The sequence below is a fragment of the Arthrobacter sp. KNU-44 genome, from assembly GCF_051843155.1.
Lineage (GTDB): Bacteria > Actinomycetota > Actinomycetes > Actinomycetales > Micrococcaceae > Arthrobacter.
This window is the reverse complement of record NZ_JBPXNG010000002.1, coordinates 2,942,803-2,963,113: the sequence shown is the minus strand read 5'-3', so window position 1 is coordinate 2,963,113 and position 20,311 is coordinate 2,942,803. Positions and strand designations below refer to the sequence as shown.

Sequence of the window (20,311 nt, the reverse complement as noted above, 5' to 3'; positions counted from 1 at the left end):
GAACGGATGAAAACTAGTTGGTGAGGCGGACAATGGTGGCCCCGTAGGCGTCAACGGGCCCCAGCGAGTAGCCGTCCGCCAGCGAGACATATTTGACGAAACTCCCGATGATTCCGCGGCAATTTCCGGTGCAGGAAAGCACTGAAGACACGTAGGGACTCGAATTGCGAAAACTGTCCGGAAGAGTGTTGTTGGGGCCGCTAAACTTCCACCCCGTCACTTTGAATGCGGCGAAGGACACCAGATGGTAAACAGCCCCGGCTCCTGTACCTGTTGCAACGTCGAAGACAGGGAGCAGAACGATGACGTCCCGTCCGGCGGTAAGTGCGTCGCCCCATTTTTGAAGCGTGGCTGAACAGTTACCTGGCGCACTGTTCCCCTGGGAGCTGCCGGTTTCACTGGTCGCCAGGTTGATCGTGCTGCCACACACCCCGGGATCCTGGGCAAGCCAGCCGAACCCCCCAGGCACCACAGCCCCGGAAGGGCCGTAATTGCAGCTGGGATTGGCACCCGAGCCGTGATTCTGAAGAAGCTGGAGGGCACCGCCGATGTATCCTTGCACCTGGCAAATGGAATATGCGACCGGAAACGCGGTCGTGCCCGCGACGACGCTCCCCCACTGAACACTGGACGTGGTCAAGACATTCGTGCTGTTCATGCCCAGAACGCGGGCTAAAAGGAGTGAAACGGCATTCGGCGCGCCGCCAGCCTGCTGGGCTCCGGCGGTCACGGTGACCTTCCGGTTTGTCAGATCCAGATTGATCGACTTGATGTTGTTCAGGCCATCGTTTGCGTTCTTGTTTGCGATGTCGCTGGCGATTGGGGACGTGGTGGAGCAATTCGGATCGCTCGTACTCGCGGCGCATTTCTGCGCCACCGCGAGGGCGGCGGCGTCGGATCCGTTCTGCACTTGCGCCCGTTCTGAATACAGCATTCCTGCATCCACGGCGAGGGCGGCGAACCCGAGCAGCACCACCAACAAGAGAGCGACGAGAACGGCAATCGCACCGCGTTCGCCGTCGTCGTTTTTGGGGACCATCAGCCGCCGCATACCATGACTCCTACTCCTTGCATGGGGAAAGGCCCCGCGATTCCCGTGAGTGTGCTGAGGGTGTACTTGATGGTCACGGACATCTGGGCGCCGGACGTGCAGCTGGCCGGGCTGAACGTGAAGTTCGTGTCTGCCAGCTGCGGGTTCAACGCCACGGCAGCGTTCTTCGCTGCTGTCTTGGCGGCCGTCTGATCATTCGAAATCGCCATGACCCGGACACCTTCGCGTGCTGCGTTCGAGAGCGACACCTGAACGTTGTAAGCCCTGCCGAATTCCATGATGCCCAGGAGCAACATGATCAGGAGCGGTGCCAGGATGGCGAACTCGACTGCCACGGCACCGCGCTCTGAAGGCCTCGGCATGATGTTGCCCTCCCAGAGAACGGGTAGTTCGAATCAAGCAGAGTGGCGGCCGCCTGAATGCCGCCGCCACTCGGGATTTGCTTGGTGTGCTGGTATTGCCTTCCGAGCACTGGTGCAGCTCGCCTACTAAGAGCAGACGCCGGCACCGCCCTGTGTGGTGGCGGCTGCCCAGCTTTTGCCGCTCACTGAACACTGGACCTGGGAGAACGTCTCCCTGACCGTGCCGCCCAGCGCGGTGACGGCGACGATGATGACAACTGCAATGAGGGCAACCATGATGCCGTATTCGACGGCGGTGGCACCCGTTTCGTCGCGCCGCACGTGCGACACGGACTTTAGGAAAGCGGAAAGCATTGAGACTCCCTACTGTCTGGTACGAACGGTCGAGGAGAAGGCGAACGTACTAGGAGCACTTGCCCGGAGTTGTGGTCGTGGTGGCAGTCCACGTCTTGCCGGCTACTGAGCACTGGACCTGGGAGAAGGTGTCCTTGACCGTCCCACCGAGCAGAGTGACGGCGGCGATGATGACAACCGCGATGAGGGCGACCATGATGCCGTATTCGACGGCGGTGGCGCCCTTTTCGTCGCGACGGATGCGCGAAGCGGCATTGGAGAAGAAAGCAAACATGTGAAACTCCTGAGCGAGTTGGGAGATACGGGCTGGTCCAGCACCAGCTCTCTAGCAACTTAGCAACGCCAAATACCCCGGAGAGCAGTCCTTGGGACAACCTGTGCCAAGACTCGCGATCCTGCGCATTTCTTGGGTTAAACCTAGGAAATTCCGCGATCCTGGCGAGCGAGCGACCAAAGGTGGGAAAACAGCGCAACTGCCCCCGCCGCCGTCGGGCCCTCCCAGGACGCCGGCTCACATATCGGGCCAAATCCCAGGACGCCGGCTCACATATATGCCCAATAACGGAGACCCTCGCTCAGATCACGTGAGCGAGCGTTCGGGGTGAGCACCCTCGAAAAGGTCAGAAAACAGTGCAACGGGACTGCCGCCGTCGGGCCCCAACGAACCGGCCCGCGGCACATCGCCCCAGGACGCCGGCTCACATATATTGCCTTTGCGGCCGTATGGTTTTGTGAGACAGCTTGATGGGAGCCTCAGTTTCAGATGACCACCCGCAGAAAGACATATGACGCCGCGTTCCGGGAGGAATCGGTTCGACTGGTTTTGTCTTCGGACCGGCCGGTGAAGCAGATCGCGCAGGAGATCGGGGTGAAGGAAAGCACGCTGGGAAACTGGGTACACAAGTCCCGGGACAAGCAACCGGACACCCCTGCCCAGCCCGAGGACCGGGGGCCGGTGGCGTGGGATGAACACCAGAAAGCGCTGGCCGAAAACGCCAGGTTGAAGGCCGAGGTCGAGTTCCTGGGAAAAGTCAGCGCCTTCTTTGCCGCGAAGCAAAAGTAGAGGATTTCTACGAGTTCATCGAAGCGGAGAAGGCCAACCATCCCGTGGTGTGGCTATGCCGGAAATTGAACGTCTCCCGGGCCTCCTATTACCGGTGGCGCAAACCTGCCGGCCCTTCACCGCGCACCGTGCGGCACGGGGAGCTGGTCACCGCGGTCACCAAGCTCTACACGAAGGAGTCCGGGCGTGCCGGGCGGGACCAGCTGACCCGGCTCCTGAACGCGGCCGGGACCAAGGTCTCCGCCCCGACCGTGGGGGCCATCATGCGCGAGCACGGCCTGCGGGCCATCCGCACCCAGGCCTGGAAAAAGACCACGCTCCAGGACCCGCAGGCCAAGACCGCCCACATCCAGAACCACATGCTCGATGACCAGGGCAGGCGCGACTTCACCTCCGCGGTGCCCGGGACCCGGCTGGTCGGGGACATCACCTACCTGCGCACCGGCGAGGGCTGGCTCTACCTGGCCACGGTCATCGACCTGTTCTCCGGGATGGTCATCGGCTGGGCCATGGCCGAACACATGCGCGCCAGCCTGTGCACCGCGGCCCTGCGGATGGCCCGGAACCACGGCCACCTCATCGGCGGCCCAGTCGTCTTCCACTCCGACCGGGGCACCCAGTACACCTCGGAGGAATTCCAACGATGGTGCGCCCAGAACGAGGTCACCCAGTCCATGGGCAAGGTGGGGGTGTGCTGGGACAACGCGGTCGCCGAGAACTTCTTCTCACACCTCAAGACCGAGTTCTACCACCACCACCGCTTCGGTTCCAGGCTCACCGCACGGACCGCCGTGATGGACTACATCGAGGGCTGGTACAACCGCCGCCGACCCAACCGACGGGCCGGCGGCATCCCGCCAGCCACCGCCCACGCAAACCACCACACCAGCGTCCAGGAACCCCTGGCCGCCTAACCAAAACAAACAACGAAAATGTCTCAAAAACTTGACGACCGCACTTTGGGCGTAACGCACGCTCAGATCAGATGAGCGAGCGTCCGCCGAAAACCCCACATATGTGAGCGAGCGTCCGCCGTGCGGCCGTATGGTTTTGTGAGACAGCTTGATGGGAGCCTCAGTTTCAGATGACCACCCGCAGAAAGACATACGACGCCGCGTTCCGGGAGGAATCGGTTCGACTGGTTTTGTCTTCGGACCGGCCGGTGAAGCAGATCGCGCAGGAGATCGGGGTGAAGGAAAGCACGCTGGGAAACTGGGTACACAAGTCCCGGGACAAGCAACCGGACACCCCTGCCCAGCCCGAGGACCGGGGGCCGGTGGCGTGGGATGAACACCAGAAAGCGCTGGCCGAAAACGCCAGGTTGAAGGCCGAGGTCGAGTTCCTGGGAAAAGTCAGCGCCTTCTTTGCCGCGAAGCAAAAGTAGAGGATTTCTACGAGTTCATCGAAGCGGAGAAGGCCAACCATCCCGTGGTGTGGCTATGCCGGAAATTGAACGTCTCCCGGGCCTCCTATTACCGGTGGCGCAAACCTGCCGGCCCTTCACCGCGCACCGTGCGGCACGGGGAGCTGGTCACCGCGGTCACCAAGCTCTACACGAAGGAGTCCGGGCGTGCCGGGCGGGACCAGCTGACCCGGCTCCTGAACGCGGCCGGGACCAAGGTCTCCGCCCCGACCGTGGGGGCCATCATGCGCGAGCACGGCCTGCGGGCCATCCGCACCCAGGCCTGGAAAAAGACCACGCTCCAGGACCCGCAGGCCAAGACCGCCCACATCCAGAACCACATGCTCGATGACCAGGGCAGGCGCGACTTCACCTCCGCGGTGCCCGGGACCCGGCTGGTCGGGGACATCACCTACCTGCGCACCGGCGAGGGCTGGCTCTACCTGGCCACGGTCATCGACCTGTTCTCCGGGATGGTCATCGGCTGGGCCATGGCCGAACACATGCGCGCCAGCCTGTGCACCGCGGCCCTGCGGATGGCCCGGAACCACGGCCACCTCATCGGCGGCCCAGTCGTCTTCCACTCCGACCGGAGCACCCAGTACACCTCGGAGGAATTCCAACGATGGTGCGCCCAGAACGAGGTCACCCAGTCCATGGGCAAGGTGGGGGTGTGCTGGGACAACGCGGTCGCCGAGAACTTCTTCTCACACCTCAAGACCGAGTTCTACCACCACCACCGCTTCGGTTCCAGGCTCACCGCACGGACCGCCGTGATGGACTACATCGAGGGCTGGTACAACCGCCGCCGACCCAACCGACGGGCCGGCGGCATCCCGCCAGCCACCGCCCACGCAAACCACCACACCAGCGTCCAGGAACCCCTGGCCGCCTAACCAAAACAAACAACGAAAATGTCTCAAAAACTTGACGACCGCACCGAAAACCCCACATATGTGAGCGAGCGTCGGAGGGGGGCGCAACGCTAGGCGGGTGGGTGCTCGACTGTCACGGTGCCGGCGTCGCCGTCGACGGTGATTTGTTGGCCGCTCGTGAGCCGCTGGGTGGCGACTCCGGTGCCGAGCACAGCGGGGATGCCGTACTCACGGGCCACAATCGAACTGTGGCTCAACGGCCCGCCGACGTCGGTGACCACGGCGGACGCCATCGCGAACAGCGAGGTCCACGCGGGAGTGGTGATACGGGCAACCAGGACCTCACCGGGCGCCATCTGGCCGAAATCCTGCGGCCCGCCCAGGACGCGCGCAGGAGCACTAACCCGGCCCGCACTCGCGCCGACCCCTTTGATGACGTCGCCCGGCTGGTCCTGGGAGCGTGCCGGCATCATTGATTCGAAAGTGCGCTTCATCCAACGGGTCTCCGGCAGCAGTTGCGGCGCGGCCGCCTTGGCCTGGCCCCGCCAAAGCATCTTGCGTTCCTCGACGACGTCGGCACGGACGGGGCGCGCAGCCCCCGTAATTGCCACCGCCACCGGTGCAAGCGGTTCCGCCGTGCCCGGCGGCTGGGGCGCGGCGAGGCCGAACTCGACGGCGCTTTGCAGCTCCTGCTGGCGCAGCCAGAAAACATCGGCGGGGCGGGCGATGACGCCGGAGTACACCAGCCGTTGTCCGAGTTCGAGCAGCATCCGCCGGATCAGCGGCCAGGCAAGCCCGACGTCGGCCAGGGCATCTTCGCGCATCGGTGCGGACTTCTGCGCCCACCGGAGCAGACGGATGAACGGCGCCTTGCGACCCCGCCCGAGACGGGTCTGTCCGAGCCGGGCGAGCACCCGCTCGGTTTGCTCCTCCCGCCGGGCGGCCGAGAGCCGCTGGCGCTCATGCGGGTCGTTGCCTTGGCCCCGGAGGTAAAACTTCACCGTATCCAACAGCGCCGAAGGATCGTCCGCCGGCACCGGGCTGAGGAAGTCCAGGTTGTAGACCGCATGACCGAAGCGATCGAGATGGGCCTGGAACCGTGGATGCCACTGCTGCCAAAGGGCCGGGTCCATGCCGGCCGGCGGGAGCCAGCTTCGCTGCGACTCGGCCAGTGCCGCCGTCGCTTGATCGAGGATCGCCGGAGCCAGCCCCTCAACTTCCCGGGCCCAAGACGCGAGTTCGTACAACGATTTCTCTGCGCGGATGGGTTCGCTGTCGTAACCGAGGAGGAATGTCTCGGCCGGGGGATCTCCAGCGCGCCGGATGAGTTTGTCGTAGAACGCCCGGAAGGAGATTTCGCTCGTCGCGGCGATCGGAATGACTGACTCCACGGCGGTGTAGTACACGGTTCCGGCATCGAGCAACGTCCGGACACCCTCAAGCAGCTCCTCCCCCGAAAGCTCCGCCGCGGACTTCGCCGACCAGTCTTTGAGCACTTCCTTGTAGCGCGGATGCGAGAATTCACGCCAACCGGTCATGCCCATGTGCGCCTTGCCCTGAGCCAAGGCGAGCATGGCCCCCGGCGCTTTGCCCATCACCCGCCACATTGCCGAGGAGCGGTAGTAGTAATAGGCGTACCCGTTGATGGTGGGCAGTCCGACGTCGCCATCCCTGACCACGTCACTCCCGACGGCTTCGTTCATCAGAGCCTTGAGCGAACGGGTCACCGAGCCGTCAATGAGGTCGGCGAACAGCGGCGAGAGCGGGTCCGGCAGCTGTTCCACGATGCTCGCCCGGAAGTAGAGCCCCTTCGGGTAGGGCAACGGCCAGGTGTCCGGGGTGTCAGCTACGGGTTCAGGCAGGGCCGTGATGGGCCTGGACTGCAGCATGAAGAAAGTGCCGTCGGCCCGCGCCCATTCGATGTCCTGCGGAGTTCCGAAGTAGTCCGAAATCCGTGTTCCATAGCGGGCCAGCGTGGCGGCAGCTTCGTCGTCGAGCACGGCCTGGTTGCGAAGCGCCGCAGGGACCGGCTGCTCCGTAGTCCTTCCTTGGTCCCGGATGCCGCGGTCCGGCGGGTGGTCCTCGGCCCCGCCGTCCGCAGTTTCGCCGTCCGCGCCGCGGTCCTCGTACACAGTCATGACTTCCTTGTCGGCCGTCCGGCGCGAAAGCACGCGGCCGGTTCCCGCCTCGACAACAAGGTCATCCGTGGTGACTGTTCCGCTGACCACGGACTCCCCCAGTCCCCACGCGGCACTGATGACGATCTGGTCGCGGCGCCCGTTGGCCGGATTGGCCGTGAACATGACCCCGGCCGACTCGGCCTCGACCATCCGCTGGACCACTACCGCGAGGCGTACATCGCCCGGTGCGATGCCTTCCCGGTTCCGGTAGGCCATGGCCCGCGCCGTCCATAAGGAAGACCAGCAATCGACGACGGCGGCATCCAACGCTTCGGCGCCGCGGACGTTGAGGTAGGTTTCCTGTTGCCCGGCGAAGCTGGCCGAGGCGAGGTCCTCGGCAGTGGCGGACGAGCGCACCGCCACGGGCGCGCCGTCGTCGCGGCCGCCGCCGCCCTCGCGAGAGCCGCCGTCGACGTCGCGGAGTCCTTCATAAGCGGCGGCGAGCTCGTAGGCGATGGCCGCGGGCATGGTGCCGCCGGTGAAAAGGTCCCGGATTGCGGCCGAGGCATCCTCGTAATCCTGGGGCGCGGCCTCCGACGGGAGCGTCGCCAGTTCCTGGATGCGCGCCTGAATCCCGTTGGCATCCACGAAGGCCTCATACGCCGCGGTGGTCAGCACGAACCCGGGCGGGACCGGAAGCCCGGCGCGAACCAGGTTGCCCAGCCCGACGCCCTTGCCGCCAGCCACGGCGACGTCGCCGGCTTGCACATCGGCGAAGTTGTAGATGTAGGTCATGACCGTCGCTCCTTATCGCGGAGACGCCCTCATCGAGCCTGACTCACAACATACTGCCACGCCGTCCAGCGAGAGGCGATGGCTGCGCCGGCCGGCTTCTTACTGCGGGTCCAACGCGCGATTCACCGCCGCTTGGTCGCAAGCCTGGAGAACTCGGATGAACCCGTCCATTGCTTCCGGCCCCTCGTCGGTGTCAGCCACGCGAACAAGGTGTGAGGCAAGGACAGCGACCTTGACGTTCGTCATGCTGCTGCAACTCACAAGCAGTTTGAAGGCTGCGTCGGAGCTAAGGAGCAGCCGCCCCATCAGGATGCCGCGTGCCTGATTGATGACGCCCCGGGTCGCATTGGCGCCCGCGACGGCGTCGCGCGCCGCCTGCTCGGTTTCCCGCCGCAGTGTGGACGTCAGGTCTACCGTGGTCCCCTCGAGCGCGGCGGTCCCCGATGGGTCCAGTTTCGCATTACCCGCGGTCAGCACCCGACGGACATGTCCCTGCGCGTCGATGATCCGGTGGTAGATGCAGAAGTGTCCGCCGTCGCGGAATACTTGAGCCAGGATCTCCATGGCCCGCGGCCTGTCATCCGGGTGCTTGTGCGACATGAGTAGCTCGAGCGTGGGCACAACTTCCCCTCGCTGGTAGCCGTGGAGATTGAAGAGCCCGTCGGACCATTCCGCTTTCCCTGTGAGCGGGTCAAAGAGGAAGGTTCCGGCCAGAAAGCCGGGGGCGCCCAGTGCACTCGAGTACGTATGAGGGCTGTCCAACATGGCGCAAAGACTCATTTCCTAAGGGTGCTTATTAATTCGGCTAAGCGTACAGAATACAACGCGTACGACGGCGGCACGCGCCGTCGCGTCCGCCCCCATCCGCACCCCGGGGCTTGGTTCCCAGCCAGGTCTTTGAAGCGCCCATGCAGGAAACCAGCCCCGGATATGCAAGAAACTACCACCGTACGGGAAACAAGCTCCAGTACGCGTTCAATTTAGCGGCCTAGTCCTTCACCACCACCTTGCCGACCATTCCAAAGTAATCGTGAAGTGCGCAGATGTAGTCGTACACTCCTGCCTTGTTGAAGGTCACCGTGAATGTCACGCCCGGCGGCAAAATGCCCGAATTGAGCTGTCCGCCCGTGTAATTCGTCGGATCGCCTAGCGGCGGGAACGGGTTGGCCGGCTCGGCACCGAAGGTCACCGTGTGCGGCTCGCCCATGCCGTTGTTGACGAAGCTCACTTTCTCACCAACGTGAATGACCACTTTGGGTTCGATGAACCGCATGACGCTGGCCACGCCGTCGTCGGCTCCGGCAATCACGGTGTGATCGTCCGCCTGGTCGCGGGCGTCGCTCCATAGCTGGTAGCCGTCACGGAGGATGGCCCGTTCGGCCCGCTCCACCCGGTTGTTGTATTGCTCCTGGGTGTACGGGTAATCCGTACCCTTGGCCCGCACGTGGACGGTGCCCTTCATGGCCGCGCCATGCACCAGGCAGTAATACGTGAAATCGCCTGTATCCGGGAACGTCAAGGTGTAGGAACTGACTTCGGCGAACCCACTGTTCGAGACGTTCGACATCACGCCGGAGTTGTAATAGGAGTGCCCGTCATAGGACGTGCCTCCCTGCGCGGATATATACAGGGGGCTGAAAGGATCAAAAGGTTGCGTGGACTCGATGGTTTGCCCCGCGGCCAGGAACGTGACCGTATGGATTTCGGCCGCGTTGGCCTCCCACGTGACTTTGTCACCGGCATTGATGTAAATGTTCTTCGGCAGGAAGGACATTCCCTGGATGGCCTGGTCCGATGATTCGGAGCCGACCTGGACAGTCCACGTCCTTGCGGATTTGCCACTGTCCGCTGCCGCTGTGCCGCTCAGGGCCACGGGCAACACGAGGGCAAGGAGCAAAACCATGAGGGCTCGAAGGCGCGGCAATATAACGGGTTTTGGATGAGCAGTCATAAGACTCATTCCTTAGGAAAATCTTTGCTGACCGGCTGTTATTAGCCTGGAAATTTTGAGGCGCCGGAGACCATGGCGTCGTTTGACGGTGACTCGGTTTCTTCTAAATTCCCTATGAACTTCAGCTCGCAACTGCCGCCCGTCCCCCGCATACGGTGCGGTGCCACGACGTTGGGCCATGCAGGATCCTCCCTTGCTCGCAGGGATAACGTCCAGCTCCGTGGGCTAAGAGCCCCCCATTGCGGAACCGAAAGGACACGACAAAGCCGGTCCATGTGAAGGCGAGAGATTTATCTCTCATCGTGCTACCTGGACGTTATTTTGTCGAGACTCCGGGACTGCATACGGGCGATTATTGTGGCCGAAATGAGGCCTTCCCTGGCGCGTTTTTAACTCACCTGGGTGATACGTTCCGGACATGAACGGACGACGGCGACTGTGGCTTGCTGCGGGACTGGCAGTTCTGCTGGCCTTCGTGGTGGTTCTGGCCGCGGTCATCGCCGGATCCAACAGGACCTCGTCCGGATCGTCGCCCTCGAGCGCCTCCGCGGGCGCAACGGCTACCCATACTCCATCCCCCACCAAGTCCCCTGCGCCAACCGCTGCCGCACCGGCCCCCGCACCGGCCCCGCCGACAATCCCGGAGCTTCCCGCGACCCCCATGAACATCCTGGTGATTGGCAGCGACAGCCGTGCCAACGCCAGGGACCAGAACAACCAGACCGTCACAACGGGGCAATCATCTGACCAACGCTCGGATTGCCTGATGCTGATCCACGTCCCAGCAGACCGGCACAAGGTCTACGGTATTTCGATCATGCGGGACAACTGGGTGGACATCCCGGGCTATGGCGCATCCAAAATCAACGCCAGCCTTGAAGTGGGAGGCATCCCCCTGGTGGTCCGGACCATCGAGACACTGTTGGGCACGCACATAGACCACACCGCCATGCTGGACTTCGAGGGCTTCAAAGTCCTGACCGACGGCCTCGGCGGGATCGACGTCAATGTCACACTGCCCTTCACCGCCAGCTTTGACACCCATCACACCTTTGTTGCCGGCATTAACCACTTGGACGGAGAAGCGGCCCTGGAGTTCGTCCGCGAGCGCTACTCGTTCGTGGACGGAGACTACCAGCGCGTCCGCGATCAGCAGACGTTCCTCCGCGCCCTCTTGGCCAAGCTTTCCGGGGGCGTCCAGACTCCTGCCGGTGTGTTGGGACTCGTCCAATTTGCAGCCAACTACCTCACTGTGGACCAGGGATACGACCCCGCAGCCGTCGCCATCCTGGCCTACGGACTCCGCACCGTGGACCCCAAAGCCTCCGTGTTCTTCACCCTGCCCACCGCGGGCACGGGTACCTCCCCGGACGGACAATCGATCGTGCTGCCGGATTACGCGGGAATCGGAGAAGTGGCCGCGGCGCTGCGGGACGACACCCTGCCTGAATATGTGGCCGCCCACGGTTACTGAGCCGCCACGGGCTACTCGTTTCCACTACTGGGAGGCAGCAAACGCCTGCCTCCCACCACTCGAAAACTACTTGATCCAATATTTAACTAATCTTCGAGAAAAGCTTGCGGGATCCTTGCGGCTTCCTAAAAAACCTGCCGGAAAGTAGAGGACATCGGACAGCAAAGACCCGGTCTCACGGGCTTCAAGAAACGGAAATCATCATGGGTCTCAACCTGAAAACCACCACCGGCAAAGTCATCGCATCCCTGGCCCTGGTCGGCACTGCTGCCGGTGTGGCAGGACTGGGAACCTACGGTGCCTTCACCTCTAGCACTTCCGCCAGCAACACCGTCGCCTCCGGCATCGTGAACATCGCCCTCGGCGCCTCCGGCACCACGAACCGCCTCAGCGTCGCCGCCTCCGGCCTGGTCCCCGGCGATACCGTCCAGCGCGTAGCCACCCTGAGCAACGCCACCGGAAACCAGAACCTCTCCGCGATCACCCTGACCACCACGGCCTCCCCGACCTCCCTGCTGGACACCAGCACCACCATGGGCCTGCAGATGACCGTCGATGACTGCTCCGTCGCCTGGACCGAAGCCGGCACCGCCCCCGCCTACACCTACACCTGCGGCGGCACCACCACCTCCGTCCTGGCCTCCCGCCCCGTCATCGGCGCCAACCTCACTCTGGCAAACCTGACCACCGTCGCACCCGGACACACCGACAACCTCCGCGTCACCCTGACCCTGCCCTCCACCGCGGACAACTCCCTGCAAAACCAGAGCAGCACCATCGCCTTCACCTTCACCGGCACCCAGCGCACCGCCACCGCCCAGTAACACCCCCAACCCCAGCCAGCCCTCCGCCGTCGAGCCCCCCTGAAAACGACGGCGGAGGGCCTCCCCCCAGAACGGAGACCCAGCCATGACCGCATCACTGGTCCGCCACCGGCGGGTCTCACGGACAGCCACCACGACGGCGACACCCGGCTCCGATAAGCCCAGCTCAAATAAGCACTCGGACGTTGCGTCGAAGCTTGCCCGCGCCATGGTCAGCGTCATCACGACCACGGTGATGGTCGCCGCGGTCGCTGCGTTCCTGTTCCTCGCCGTCGGGCCCCGCGTCCTCGGCTACCAGACCAGCACTATGCTCACCGGCTCGATGTCGCCGCTGATCAACCCGGGAGACGTGGTTGTCACCGTTCCCGTGGCGGTCCAGAACCTGAAGGTCGGGGACATCATCACCTACCACATTCCGGTGGAGGACCAGCGGGTGGAGACCCACCGGATCATCGACCTGACCGTGAACAACCAAGGCACGGCCACTGTCCGAACCAAGGGCGATGCCAACAACGGCGCCGACCCCTGGACAGCGACCCTGGCAGCGGGCCAGGTTGACCGCCAGGTGTTCACCGTCCCCTACCTCGGCAACGCGATCCGCGGCCTTCGTGATCCCGTTGTCCTGAAGGTCCTGATGTACGGCGCTCCGGCCGCCCTGGTGGTCATGGTGCTCGTCTCCATCTGGCGGAAAAAGCCCGAAGACGACGACGCCGTGGAGTCCGCCGCTGCCGTGCCGGCCTTTGACCGCCGCCCCCTCAAGCGCCTGGCCAGGGACATGAAGAGCAAGGAGGCCGCCGAGAAGTTCGCCGCCGCCTACGCGAGGATGCTGCCCCAGCGGGTGGACAAGATCAGCCGCGCACTGAGTACGGGCGACAGTGACCTCGCGATGGATGCGGTGCTCAGCCTGAAAACCAGCTCCTCGATGGTAGGGGCGCTCCGGATGGAACAGCACTGCGTCCGCCTCGAACACGCCTTGGTCACCACCGATCACACTGCGGCGATCCAAGCCGGGGAACTCGTCCGCCAGCACCAACCACAGCTGGAGAAAGCCCTGGGCGGTCACACCACCCGGCGCGCTGCATGAAATCCTCTTCAAAGAACCGAACCGGGTCCGCTGCCTTTACCGCATGAAAGCGGCAAGAATGGAATGGACCACCGGGCCTGACAGAAAGCCGCTGACCTTGCGTAGAAGCCGGAGCACCGCCGACGCCGCGCGGACCCCTGCGTTGGGGCGCGTCGCCGCGGTCCTGGCTGCGGCTGCGGTACTGGTGTTCGCTCCCGGTATCGCGCAAGCCGCGTTCAATGGGTCCGCTAGCGGTTCAACCAGCCTGTCAACGCTGAAGCTCACGACGCCGACCGCTTCGCAGGTCACCTCCACCTGTGATAACAACACGCTCGTCATTACCCTCAAGACGCCCGTGCCGGGCGCCAACTACCATCAGCTGATCGTCAAGGACAACACTTCGCGGGTTGTATACACAGGCGATCTCAACGCCGCAAACAACTGGAAATACACACTAAACAACACCTACAACGGGCAAAACGGAAACTTCACCTTCGAAATCCGCGGCCAATACCATGTGCCCTCAACCAGCAATATCTGGACGGGTTCACCCTACACAAAGACCATCGGCTGCTGACCGGGCGGCCGCCCTGAGCGAAATCTGTGGTCGCTTATCAGTGGCCGTCTATAGAGTTAGCCCATGAGCCAGCCTGTCACCCCTCCAGTTCCCCCTGTCGCCAAGAAGGTGCCCACCACCCGCGAGCACCATGGCGATGTTTTCGTGGACAACTACGAATGGCTGCGGGACAAGGAGTCCTCCGAGGTCGTCGAGCATTTGAAGGCTGAAAATGCCTATCAGGAAGCTGTTACCGCACACCAGGAACCGCTGCGTGAGGCCATCTTCCAGGAAATCAAGGGCCGTACCCAGGAAACCGATCTCTCGGTCCCCAGCCGCAAGGACGATTGGTGGTACTACACCCGCTCCGTTGAGGGCAAGGAGTATGGCATTCATTGCCGCGTCCGGGCCGCGAACTCCGGCGATCCCGTGGCTGACTGGACCCCGCCGGCGGTGGAACCCGGCGTCGAACTCCAAGGCGAAGAAATCCTGCTGGACGGCAACGCCGAGGCTGAAGGCAAGCCGTTCTTCTCCGTTGGCGGCACTGCCGTGACGTTGGACGGCAACCTTTACGCCTATGCCGTGGACAACTCGGGCGAGGAACGCTTCACGCTCTGCATCAAAGACCTGCGCACGGGCGAGCTGCTGCCCGATGTCATCGAGAACATCTTCTATGGCGTGGCTTTCTCCCCCGACGGCACCCGGATCTTCTACACCGTCGTGGACGATTCCTGGCGCCCGTACCAGGTGAAGTCGCACGTCCTTGGCACGCCGGTCAGCGAGGACGAGGTCATCTACCAGGAGGACGACGTCGCCATGTGGCTCGGATTCGAGCTCTCCTCCGACCGGCGATACCTCGTGCTGGGCATCGGCTGCTCGGAATTCAGCGAGACGCGCCTGCTGCGCTTTGACGACTTCGACGCCGGCCTTTCCACCGTGATTTCCCGCGACGAACACATCCTTTACGAGGCCGAGCCGTTCCTGCTCGATGGAGTTGAGACCATACTCCTGACCCACAACAAGGACGCCATCAACTCGATGGTGTCCATCGCGGACCCGGCCGAGTTCGCCAAGCCGCTGGCCGAGCAGCACTGGCGCACCGTCGTCGAGCATTCCGACGCCGTCCGCGTCAACGGCGCGGGCGTCACTTCGACGCATCTGGTGGTGGCGGTACGGCAGGACACGATCGAACGCGTGCAGGCGCTGCCGCTCGCCGGGCTGGGGACCGAGGCGCAGGGCGCCGCTGTGGAGCCCGCCTTCGACGAGGAGCTGTACACGGCCGGGGTGGCAGGTTCGGACTACGAAGCCCCGGTGATCCGCATCGGATACACGTCTTTCTTCACGCCGTCGAGGGTGTACGACTTCGTGCTGCCCACCGCCGCGCTGCCGCAAGGCGAACTGTTGCTGCGGAAGGAAAGCCCCGTGCTGGGCGGGTACGCCGCGTCCGACTACGTGGCCACCCGGGAATGGACGATGGCTGCGGACGGCACGCGTGTGCCGCTGTCCGTGCTACGGCATGCCTCCCTTAAGCAGGACTCAAGCGCCGCGGGCCTGGTCTACGGCTATGGCTCGTACGAAGTCAGCATGGATCCCGGCTTCGGCGTGGCACGGCTATCCCTCCTCGACCGCGGAATCGTCATGGTGATCGCCCATATCCGCGGCGGTGGCGAGCTCGGCCGGCGCTGGTACGACGACGGCAAGAAGCTCAACAAGAAAAACACCTTCACGGACTTCATCGCCGCAACGGACTGGCTCGCGTCCTCCGGTTGGGTGGCGCCTGGGCGGATCGCCGCCATGGGTGGCTCCGCGGGCGGTCTGCTCATGGGTGCTGTGGCCAACCTTGCCCCGGAAAAGTACGCTGCGATTGTGGCAGCCGTGCCATTCGTGGACGCACTGAACACCATCCTGGACCCGGAACTGCCGCTCTCCGCGCTCGAATGGGAAGAATGGGGCAACCCCATCACGGATCCCGAGGTTTACGAGTACATGAAGTCCTACACTCCCTACGAGAACATCCGGGCCGTTTCGTACCCGCGGATCGCCGCAGTGACCTCTTTCAACGACACCCGCGTGTTCTACGTCGAGCCAGCCAAGTGGGTCCAGGTGCTGCGTTCCGAGACCACCGGCACTGCGCCCATCGTGATGAAGATCGAGATGGAGGGCGGACACGGCGGAGCATCCGGACGATACGTGCAATGGCGCGAGCGCGCTTGGGACTATGCCTTCGTTGCGGACTCGCTCGGCGCCGTCGATCTGCTGCCCGGTGCAGGGCTCAAGTAGCGTTCTCGATAGTAGGCTCTCCCCAGGGGGCCGAACCGAAACAGTAGGAGCGCAGCTTGACTAACGATGCATCGGTGCCAAACCGGGCTTTGGTGGCCGACCCTGACCCGGTTCGTCACGCAGAGACGGTTGCGGCGCTCGCCGCGGCAGGGTTCATGGTTCGTTCAGCGCACGACGCCGGTTCCCTTGCGGCCGCGCTGGAAAGCGAACCAAGCGACGTGCTGGTGGTGGACAACGACCTCCGGGAGTTCCTTCCCCGCAACAGCGTTCCGGTTTTGCTCCTGCTGGATCCTGAGGACGAGCTGGATGTTGCTGCCCTGGAAGGGTGGACGATTGCTGATTTCACCTACCGGGGCCAGCCTCCCGGATTTCGGGTGCACCGGGCCCTGGTACTGATAGCCCGTGCCGCCGAACGGACGCGCCGCCGTTCGGAGGCCGAGTCACTGAGGGAGAGCCTGCGAAAAGTGTCCGCGGCGATCCGGTCCACCATTGATCCGGGGCTGATTGCCCGGCATCTGGTGGATGGAATCGGCGAGGCCTTGGGCGCCGAACACGTCTGGTTCACCACGTTCCCGGACAGGCGGGTGCCGCAGGTGAGTGCCGAGTGGAACGCTCCCGGACTTGTCCCGGGCGTCCTGCCAGGCAAACTCACCGACGAGATCGCCACGTTCGAACTGGCGGAGCAGTTGTGGGCGGAAGCCGAGGTGCAACCGCTGCCGAAACGGGCTCCCGCGGGTGACTCCGGCGGTTCGGGCGCGCCGGGCGGTTCGGGCGCGCCGTCGGCCTCAGTTGTGGTGCCGGTGGGCGAGGGAGATCTCGTACTCGGGGTCATCTGGATCGCCCGCCCGGACACGGCACAGGAGTGGACCCGGGCCGAAATAGGCCTGATTCAGCACGTCTCGGGAAACTTGGCGTACGGCTTGATGCAGAGCCACCTGATCGGCGCGCAACAGCAAGTCATGTACAAGCTCCAGGAACTCGACCAGGCCAAGACCGACTTCCTCACTACGGTGAACCACGAACTTCGAACTCCCCTGACCTCCATCACTGCCTATCTCGACATGATCCGCACAGGCGCCGGTGGACCACTTCCCGCGGGTGTCGGGAGGATGGTCGACGTCATTTCACGAAATGCCGAGCGGCTCCGACGGCTGATCGAAGACATGCTCACCGTTTCGCACCAGGACACGTCCGGCGACCTCCAATTGAGCCGCGTGAATGTCGGCACCTTGCTCAGGCTTGTTGTCTCAACGTTGCAGCCGCTCGCCGACTCCCGTTCGCTGTCCCTTACCGTGATGCATGCGCCCGGAACCATGACTGTCCAGGCCGACGAGGCCAAGCTCGAGCAAGTCTTCGCCAACATCATCAGCAACGCGATCAAGTTCACGCCCGACGGCGGCCACGTTGCCGTGAGCAGCGGGATCACCTCGGACCCGGGCGCAGTTCCCAGCGTTGTGGTGCGAGTGGAGGACACCGGCGTCGGGATCCCCGAAACCGAAATCGAGCAAGTGTTTACGCGGTTCTTCCGCGCATCAAACGCCTCCACTGCCGCCATCCCCGGGAGCGGGCTTGGCCTGGCGATAGCCCACGACATTGTGGAACGCCATTCCGGCCGGCTCGATGTCGAGTCCGCCCTCGGCGTGGGGACCACGGTGTCAGTCCGTCTTCCGCTGGACACGGAGAGCTAAGGCGTCCGCCCAAAAGAAACACCGCCCCTGGGCGGTGGCCCCGGGCGGTGCTTGGAACTTTTTCTTGCCCGTCTACCCAAGTAGCTGGCAGTAAATGCCGTTTTGAGGTGGCTAAACGGCATCTAATGCGAGCTAGTTGGGCCACCAACCGATCGAGGCGTAGTTCACAACAGGGACGGTTTTGACCGTCGTTACTATGGTGCTCGTGGTGTCGTGCGTGGTCTTCGGGGCGGCATTGGCAGGAGTAACAAACCCGCCAAGAGCGAGCAGGCCCGTCATGAGCAGTGTTGCGGCGAATTTTTTCATGCAGTGCTCCTTTGAGCCGTGAAAATCCGAAGTTGACTTTCTCAGCGTAAAGAGCCTTGTTAAAGGTTCCCTTAAGATTGGGTCAGTTTTCCGACGTCTTTGCAGCGAGGCGGTAACCGACACCGCGAACGGTTTCAACCCAACGCGGCGACTGCGCTGAATCGCCGAGCTTCCGCCGCAGATTGGCGATGTGTACCTGGATGGCGCGCTCTTCGGATTCGCTGACATAGCCTCCGGTTTCGTACTCCCTGGCATGGAGCCAGCGGGCAAGCCCCGTGGTGCTTCGGACAACGCGTCCGGCCTCCATGAGGGCCTGGAGAAGGTCGAACTCGGTGCGGGTCAATTGCACCTCTTCGGTTCCCACCCGGGTTGTCCGCGTGGCTACGTCCAGGAAAAGGCCATTGTGTTCCAGCCCTGGTCCCTCGGCCGCCGGAAGCACGGGTGTGGGGCCGGTTGGCGAGTTCGACGTCGGCGCCGGCGGCAGCTCCGCCGTCGGGCCCCCTCCTGAACTGTTCAAAAGCTTGCTGCCGCGAGGCCGGCGAAGGAGCGTCTCAACCCGGGCCAGAAGTTCGCGGGGACGGAAGGGCTTGGTGACAAAGTCGTCAGCGCCGATGGCCAGCCCTTGCAGTGTGTCCACTTCACGCGCGCGGGCGGTGAGCATGATGATGTAGGCGTCACTGAACTCGCGGACCCGGCGGGTAACCTCGATCCCGTCGATGTCGGGCAGGCCGAGGTCCAAGGTGATCACGTCCGGGTTGTGAAGGCGGACCGCATCCACGCCGTCGACGCCGTTCCCGGCAGCGTAAACCTCCAGGCCCGATGCCTCGAGGACGGCATGGACCACCTCACGGATGTCATCGTCATCCTCGATTACTACCGCTACGCCCGATGCGCCCACGTCAAGATCCCCATCTCTCTTATGCTCAGCCCACCTTAACACCAGCGGTACCCGCTATTCTCGCGCATGTCATCGTAAGTCCGCTTTCCGGGCGCGCCACTCGGAGTCGAGCATGGCGTAGATGACTTCAGTGGACCATTGGCCCTTGTAGTGCCAGTTGTCCACGAGCTCGGCTTCGCGGCGCATCCCAAGCCGCTCGCACAATCCCGACGACGACGTGTTGAGGGCATCCAGCTTGGCGTCGATCCGGTGGAACATGAGCGTCTCAAAACCCAGACGGAGCACGGCCTCGGCTGCCTCCGCGGCGTAGCCCTGGCCTCGGCTTTCCGGAGCCAGGATCCAGCCGATTTCGGCCTGTCCCGTGCCCGGCAGCCATTTGAGTACTACTTCGCCAAGCAGCCCCGGCGAGTCCGCGCGCTCTATGGCGAGGCACACCCAGTCGCCCTCTTGCTCGAAGGTGAAGTTGGCGTAGCGGCCCAGCGCTTCCATGGACTGTGTGAGGGTCAATTCCTGCCTGAGCAGGAATCGCGCAGTCTCGGGCAATGACTGGTAGGCGTGGAACCGCTCCAGGTCGGTGGCCTCGAATCTGCGAAGCACAAGCCTCGGAGTCCTGATGGGGAGTTCGATGAGCGGCATGCCACGAGGCTACTACGTCGGGGTTTTTCGGGGTCCGGATCCGTCCCGCCGAGCGGTCGCCTCTTGACAGTTCAAGCAAACTGGGATTACCTAATGAACATTCGGTAAATAAAGCTGGAGGCAACGACGCATGGTTGAGACCACCCTTTCTGGCGCAGCGCAGCACCAGATCCTCAAGAACGACTACGCCTCTGAGTGGATGGGCCTTGAGGTGCTCAAGGTCGACGACGGCCACGCTACCGTCCGCATGAAGCTTCGGCAGGAAATGCTCAACGGCTTCGGAATGGCCCACGGCGGAATGATCTTCGCCTTCGCTGATTCAGCGTTTGCCCTTGCCTGCAACCCTGCCAACCCCTCGCCGTCGGAAGCGGACACCATAACTGTCGCCGCCGGCGTCGACATCAACTTCCTCAAGCCGGCCTATCAAGGCCAGGTGATCACCGCCGTCGCGAACCGTCGCGCCAACAACGGCCGCAGCGGCCTGTACGACATCCAAATCTTCGCGGCCGACGCAAGCGAACCTTCCGCCGTCGGGTCGCCCGAGGAACCGGGTAGCTACGGCGAGCTCATCGCCGAGTTCCGTGGCCGCAGCCGCACCATCTCCAAGAAGTAG

19 protein-coding genes are annotated in these 20,311 nt (G+C 63.6%); 9 read left to right on the top strand and 10 right to left on the bottom strand.

The features are described 5' to 3' along the window. Positions 1–13 precede the first annotated feature (13 nt). The 4 genes from ACSVHC_RS14885 to ACSVHC_RS14870 all read right to left on the bottom strand — a co-directional run bounded on the left by ACSVHC_RS14885 (position 14) and on the right by ACSVHC_RS14870 (position 2,041). A complete protein-coding gene (locus ACSVHC_RS14885) occupies positions 14–1,051 on the bottom strand; it encodes a Tad domain-containing protein (protein WP_439181059.1) in 1,038 nt (345 codons plus the stop codon). Then, entirely contained in the window at positions 1,039–1,413 is a 375-nt protein-coding gene (locus ACSVHC_RS14880; protein WP_437771274.1) for a TadE/TadG family type IV pilus assembly protein, read from the bottom strand. Before ACSVHC_RS14880 ends, ACSVHC_RS14885 begins: the two co-directional genes overlap by 13 nt. A 126-nt stretch (positions 1,414–1,539) precedes the next feature. Further along, positions 1,540–1,767: a Flp family type IVb pilin gene (locus tag ACSVHC_RS14875; protein ID WP_437771275.1), complete on the bottom strand. Its 228-nt coding sequence runs from the start codon at positions 1,765–1,767 to the stop codon at positions 1,540–1,542. 49 nt (positions 1,768–1,816) lie between these two features. Beyond that, entirely contained in the window at positions 1,817–2,041 is a 225-nt protein-coding gene (locus ACSVHC_RS14870; RefSeq protein ID WP_437771276.1) for a Flp family type IVb pilin, read from the bottom strand. 489 nt (positions 2,042–2,530) lie between these two features. Here ACSVHC_RS14870 and ACSVHC_RS14865 point away from each other — a divergent pair. Continuing rightward, a protein-coding gene (locus ACSVHC_RS14865; protein ID WP_437771182.1) for an IS3 family transposase occupies positions 2,531–3,744 on the top strand; the annotation gives its coding sequence in 2 pieces (ribosomal slippage) (positions 2,531–2,792 and positions 2,792–3,744; 1,215 coding nt in all). A gap of 170 nt (positions 3,745–3,914) precedes the next feature. Continuing rightward, positions 3,915–5,128, top strand: a protein-coding gene (locus ACSVHC_RS14860; protein ID WP_439181058.1) for an IS3 family transposase whose coding sequence is annotated in 2 segments (ribosomal slippage) — positions 3,915–4,176 and positions 4,176–5,128 — 1,215 coding nt in all. Because the reading frame shifts where the segments join, the coding sequence is not laid out codon by codon here. 89 nt (positions 5,129–5,217) lie between these two features. Here the strand turns inward: ACSVHC_RS14860 and ACSVHC_RS14855 are convergent. From ACSVHC_RS14855 to ACSVHC_RS14845, 3 genes are all read right to left on the bottom strand, one after another. Continuing rightward, a complete protein-coding gene (locus ACSVHC_RS14855; protein WP_437771277.1) occupies positions 5,218–8,022 on the bottom strand; it encodes a PEP/pyruvate-binding domain-containing protein in 2,805 nt (934 codons plus the stop codon). 99 nt (positions 8,023–8,121) lie between these two features. After that, complete coding sequence (locus tag ACSVHC_RS14850) at positions 8,122–8,802, bottom strand: PAS and ANTAR domain-containing protein (protein ID WP_437771278.1); 681 nt, start codon at positions 8,800–8,802, stop codon at positions 8,122–8,124. A gap of 208 nt (positions 8,803–9,010) precedes the next feature. Then, positions 9,011–9,973, bottom strand: a complete 963-nt coding sequence (locus tag ACSVHC_RS14845) for a plastocyanin/azurin family copper-binding protein (RefSeq protein WP_437771279.1) — start codon at positions 9,971–9,973, stop codon at positions 9,011–9,013. Between the two features lie 418 nt (positions 9,974–10,391). Here ACSVHC_RS14845 and ACSVHC_RS14840 point away from each other — a divergent pair, with 418 nt between their 5' ends. The 6 genes from ACSVHC_RS14840 (at position 10,392) to ACSVHC_RS14815 (ending at position 17,858) form a co-directional block, all read left to right on the top strand. Continuing rightward, on the top strand, positions 10,392–11,447 hold the full coding sequence (locus ACSVHC_RS14840) for an LCP family protein (protein ID WP_437771280.1): 1,056 nt from the start codon (positions 10,392–10,394) through the stop codon (positions 11,445–11,447). Positions 11,448–11,650: 203 nt separating this feature from the next. Then, positions 11,651–12,271 carry a TasA family protein gene (locus ACSVHC_RS14835; protein ID WP_437771281.1) on the top strand — a complete coding sequence of 207 codons (621 nt, stop codon included), beginning with the start codon at positions 11,651–11,653 and terminating at the stop codon, positions 12,269–12,271. 85 nt (positions 12,272–12,356) lie between these two features. Further along, a complete protein-coding gene (locus ACSVHC_RS14830; RefSeq protein WP_437771282.1) occupies positions 12,357–13,355 on the top strand; it encodes a signal peptidase I in 999 nt (332 codons plus the stop codon). A 58-nt stretch (positions 13,356–13,413) separates the two neighbouring features. Next, on the top strand, positions 13,414–13,911 hold the full coding sequence (locus ACSVHC_RS14825; RefSeq protein ID WP_439181057.1) for a hypothetical protein: 498 nt from the start codon (positions 13,414–13,416) through the stop codon (positions 13,909–13,911). A gap of 63 nt (positions 13,912–13,974) precedes the next feature. Then, a complete protein-coding gene (locus ACSVHC_RS14820; protein ID WP_437771284.1) occupies positions 13,975–16,170 on the top strand; it encodes a S9 family peptidase in 2,196 nt (731 codons plus the stop codon). 56 nt (positions 16,171–16,226) lie between these two features. Then, entirely contained in the window at positions 16,227–17,858 is a 1,632-nt protein-coding gene (locus tag ACSVHC_RS14815; protein ID WP_439181056.1) for a sensor histidine kinase, read from the top strand. A gap of 132 nt (positions 17,859–17,990) precedes the next feature. Here the strand turns inward: ACSVHC_RS14815 and ACSVHC_RS14810 are convergent, their stop codons facing one another. From ACSVHC_RS14810 to ACSVHC_RS14800, 3 genes are all read right to left on the bottom strand, one after another. After that, positions 17,991–18,164, bottom strand: a complete 174-nt coding sequence (locus ACSVHC_RS14810) for a hypothetical protein (RefSeq protein ID WP_437771286.1) — start codon at positions 18,162–18,164, stop codon at positions 17,991–17,993. Positions 18,165–18,246: 82 nt separating this feature from the next. Continuing rightward, a complete protein-coding gene (locus tag ACSVHC_RS14805; RefSeq protein WP_437771287.1) occupies positions 18,247–19,062 on the bottom strand; it encodes a response regulator transcription factor in 816 nt (271 codons plus the stop codon). A 69-nt stretch (positions 19,063–19,131) separates the two neighbouring features. Then, entirely contained in the window at positions 19,132–19,698 is a 567-nt protein-coding gene (locus ACSVHC_RS14800; RefSeq protein ID WP_437771288.1) for a GNAT family N-acetyltransferase, read from the bottom strand. 130 nt (positions 19,699–19,828) lie between these two features. Between ACSVHC_RS14800 and ACSVHC_RS14795 the strand changes: the two genes are divergently transcribed. Continuing rightward, the gene (locus ACSVHC_RS14795) at positions 19,829–20,311 is read left to right on the top strand and encodes a hotdog fold thioesterase (RefSeq protein WP_059389548.1); all 483 of its coding nucleotides are present in this window, start codon (positions 19,829–19,831) and stop codon (positions 20,309–20,311) included.

Coding starts and splice junctions, on each gene's coding strand:
- ACSVHC_RS14885 (WP_439181059.1), bottom strand. CDS start 1,051: ATGCGGCGGCTGATGGTCCCCAAAAACGACGACGGCGAACGCGGTGCG.
- ACSVHC_RS14875 (WP_437771275.1), bottom strand. CDS start 1,767: ATGCTTTCCGCTTTCCTAAAGTCCGTGTCGCACGTGCGGCGCGACGAA.
- ACSVHC_RS14845 (WP_437771279.1), bottom strand. CDS start 9,973: ATGACTGCTCATCCAAAACCCGTTATATTGCCGCGCCTTCGAGCCCTC.
- ACSVHC_RS14795 (WP_059389548.1), top strand. CDS start 19,829: ATGGTTGAGACCACCCTTTCTGGCGCAGCGCAGCACCAGATCCTCAAG.
- ACSVHC_RS14850 (WP_437771278.1), bottom strand. CDS start 8,802: ATGAGTCTTTGCGCCATGTTGGACAGCCCTCATACGTACTCGAGTGCA.
- ACSVHC_RS14840 (WP_437771280.1), top strand. CDS start 10,392: ATGAACGGACGACGGCGACTGTGGCTTGCTGCGGGACTGGCAGTTCTG.
- ACSVHC_RS14820 (WP_437771284.1), top strand. CDS start 13,975: ATGAGCCAGCCTGTCACCCCTCCAGTTCCCCCTGTCGCCAAGAAGGTG.
- ACSVHC_RS14855 (WP_437771277.1), bottom strand. CDS start 8,022: ATGACCTACATCTACAACTTCGCCGATGTGCAAGCCGGCGACGTCGCC.
- ACSVHC_RS14825 (WP_439181057.1), top strand. CDS start 13,414: ATGGAATGGACCACCGGGCCTGACAGAAAGCCGCTGACCTTGCGTAGA.
- ACSVHC_RS14810 (WP_437771286.1), bottom strand. CDS start 18,164: ATGAAAAAATTCGCCGCAACACTGCTCATGACGGGCCTGCTCGCTCTT.
- ACSVHC_RS14870 (WP_437771276.1), bottom strand. CDS start 2,041: ATGTTTGCTTTCTTCTCCAATGCCGCTTCGCGCATCCGTCGCGACGAA.
- ACSVHC_RS14830 (WP_437771282.1), top strand. CDS start 12,357: ATGACCGCATCACTGGTCCGCCACCGGCGGGTCTCACGGACAGCCACC.
- ACSVHC_RS14880 (WP_437771274.1), bottom strand. CDS start 1,413: ATGCCGAGGCCTTCAGAGCGCGGTGCCGTGGCAGTCGAGTTCGCCATC.
- ACSVHC_RS14800 (WP_437771288.1), bottom strand. CDS start 19,698: ATGCCGCTCATCGAACTCCCCATCAGGACTCCGAGGCTTGTGCTTCGC.
- ACSVHC_RS14835 (WP_437771281.1), top strand. CDS start 11,651: ATGGGTCTCAACCTGAAAACCACCACCGGCAAAGTCATCGCATCCCTG.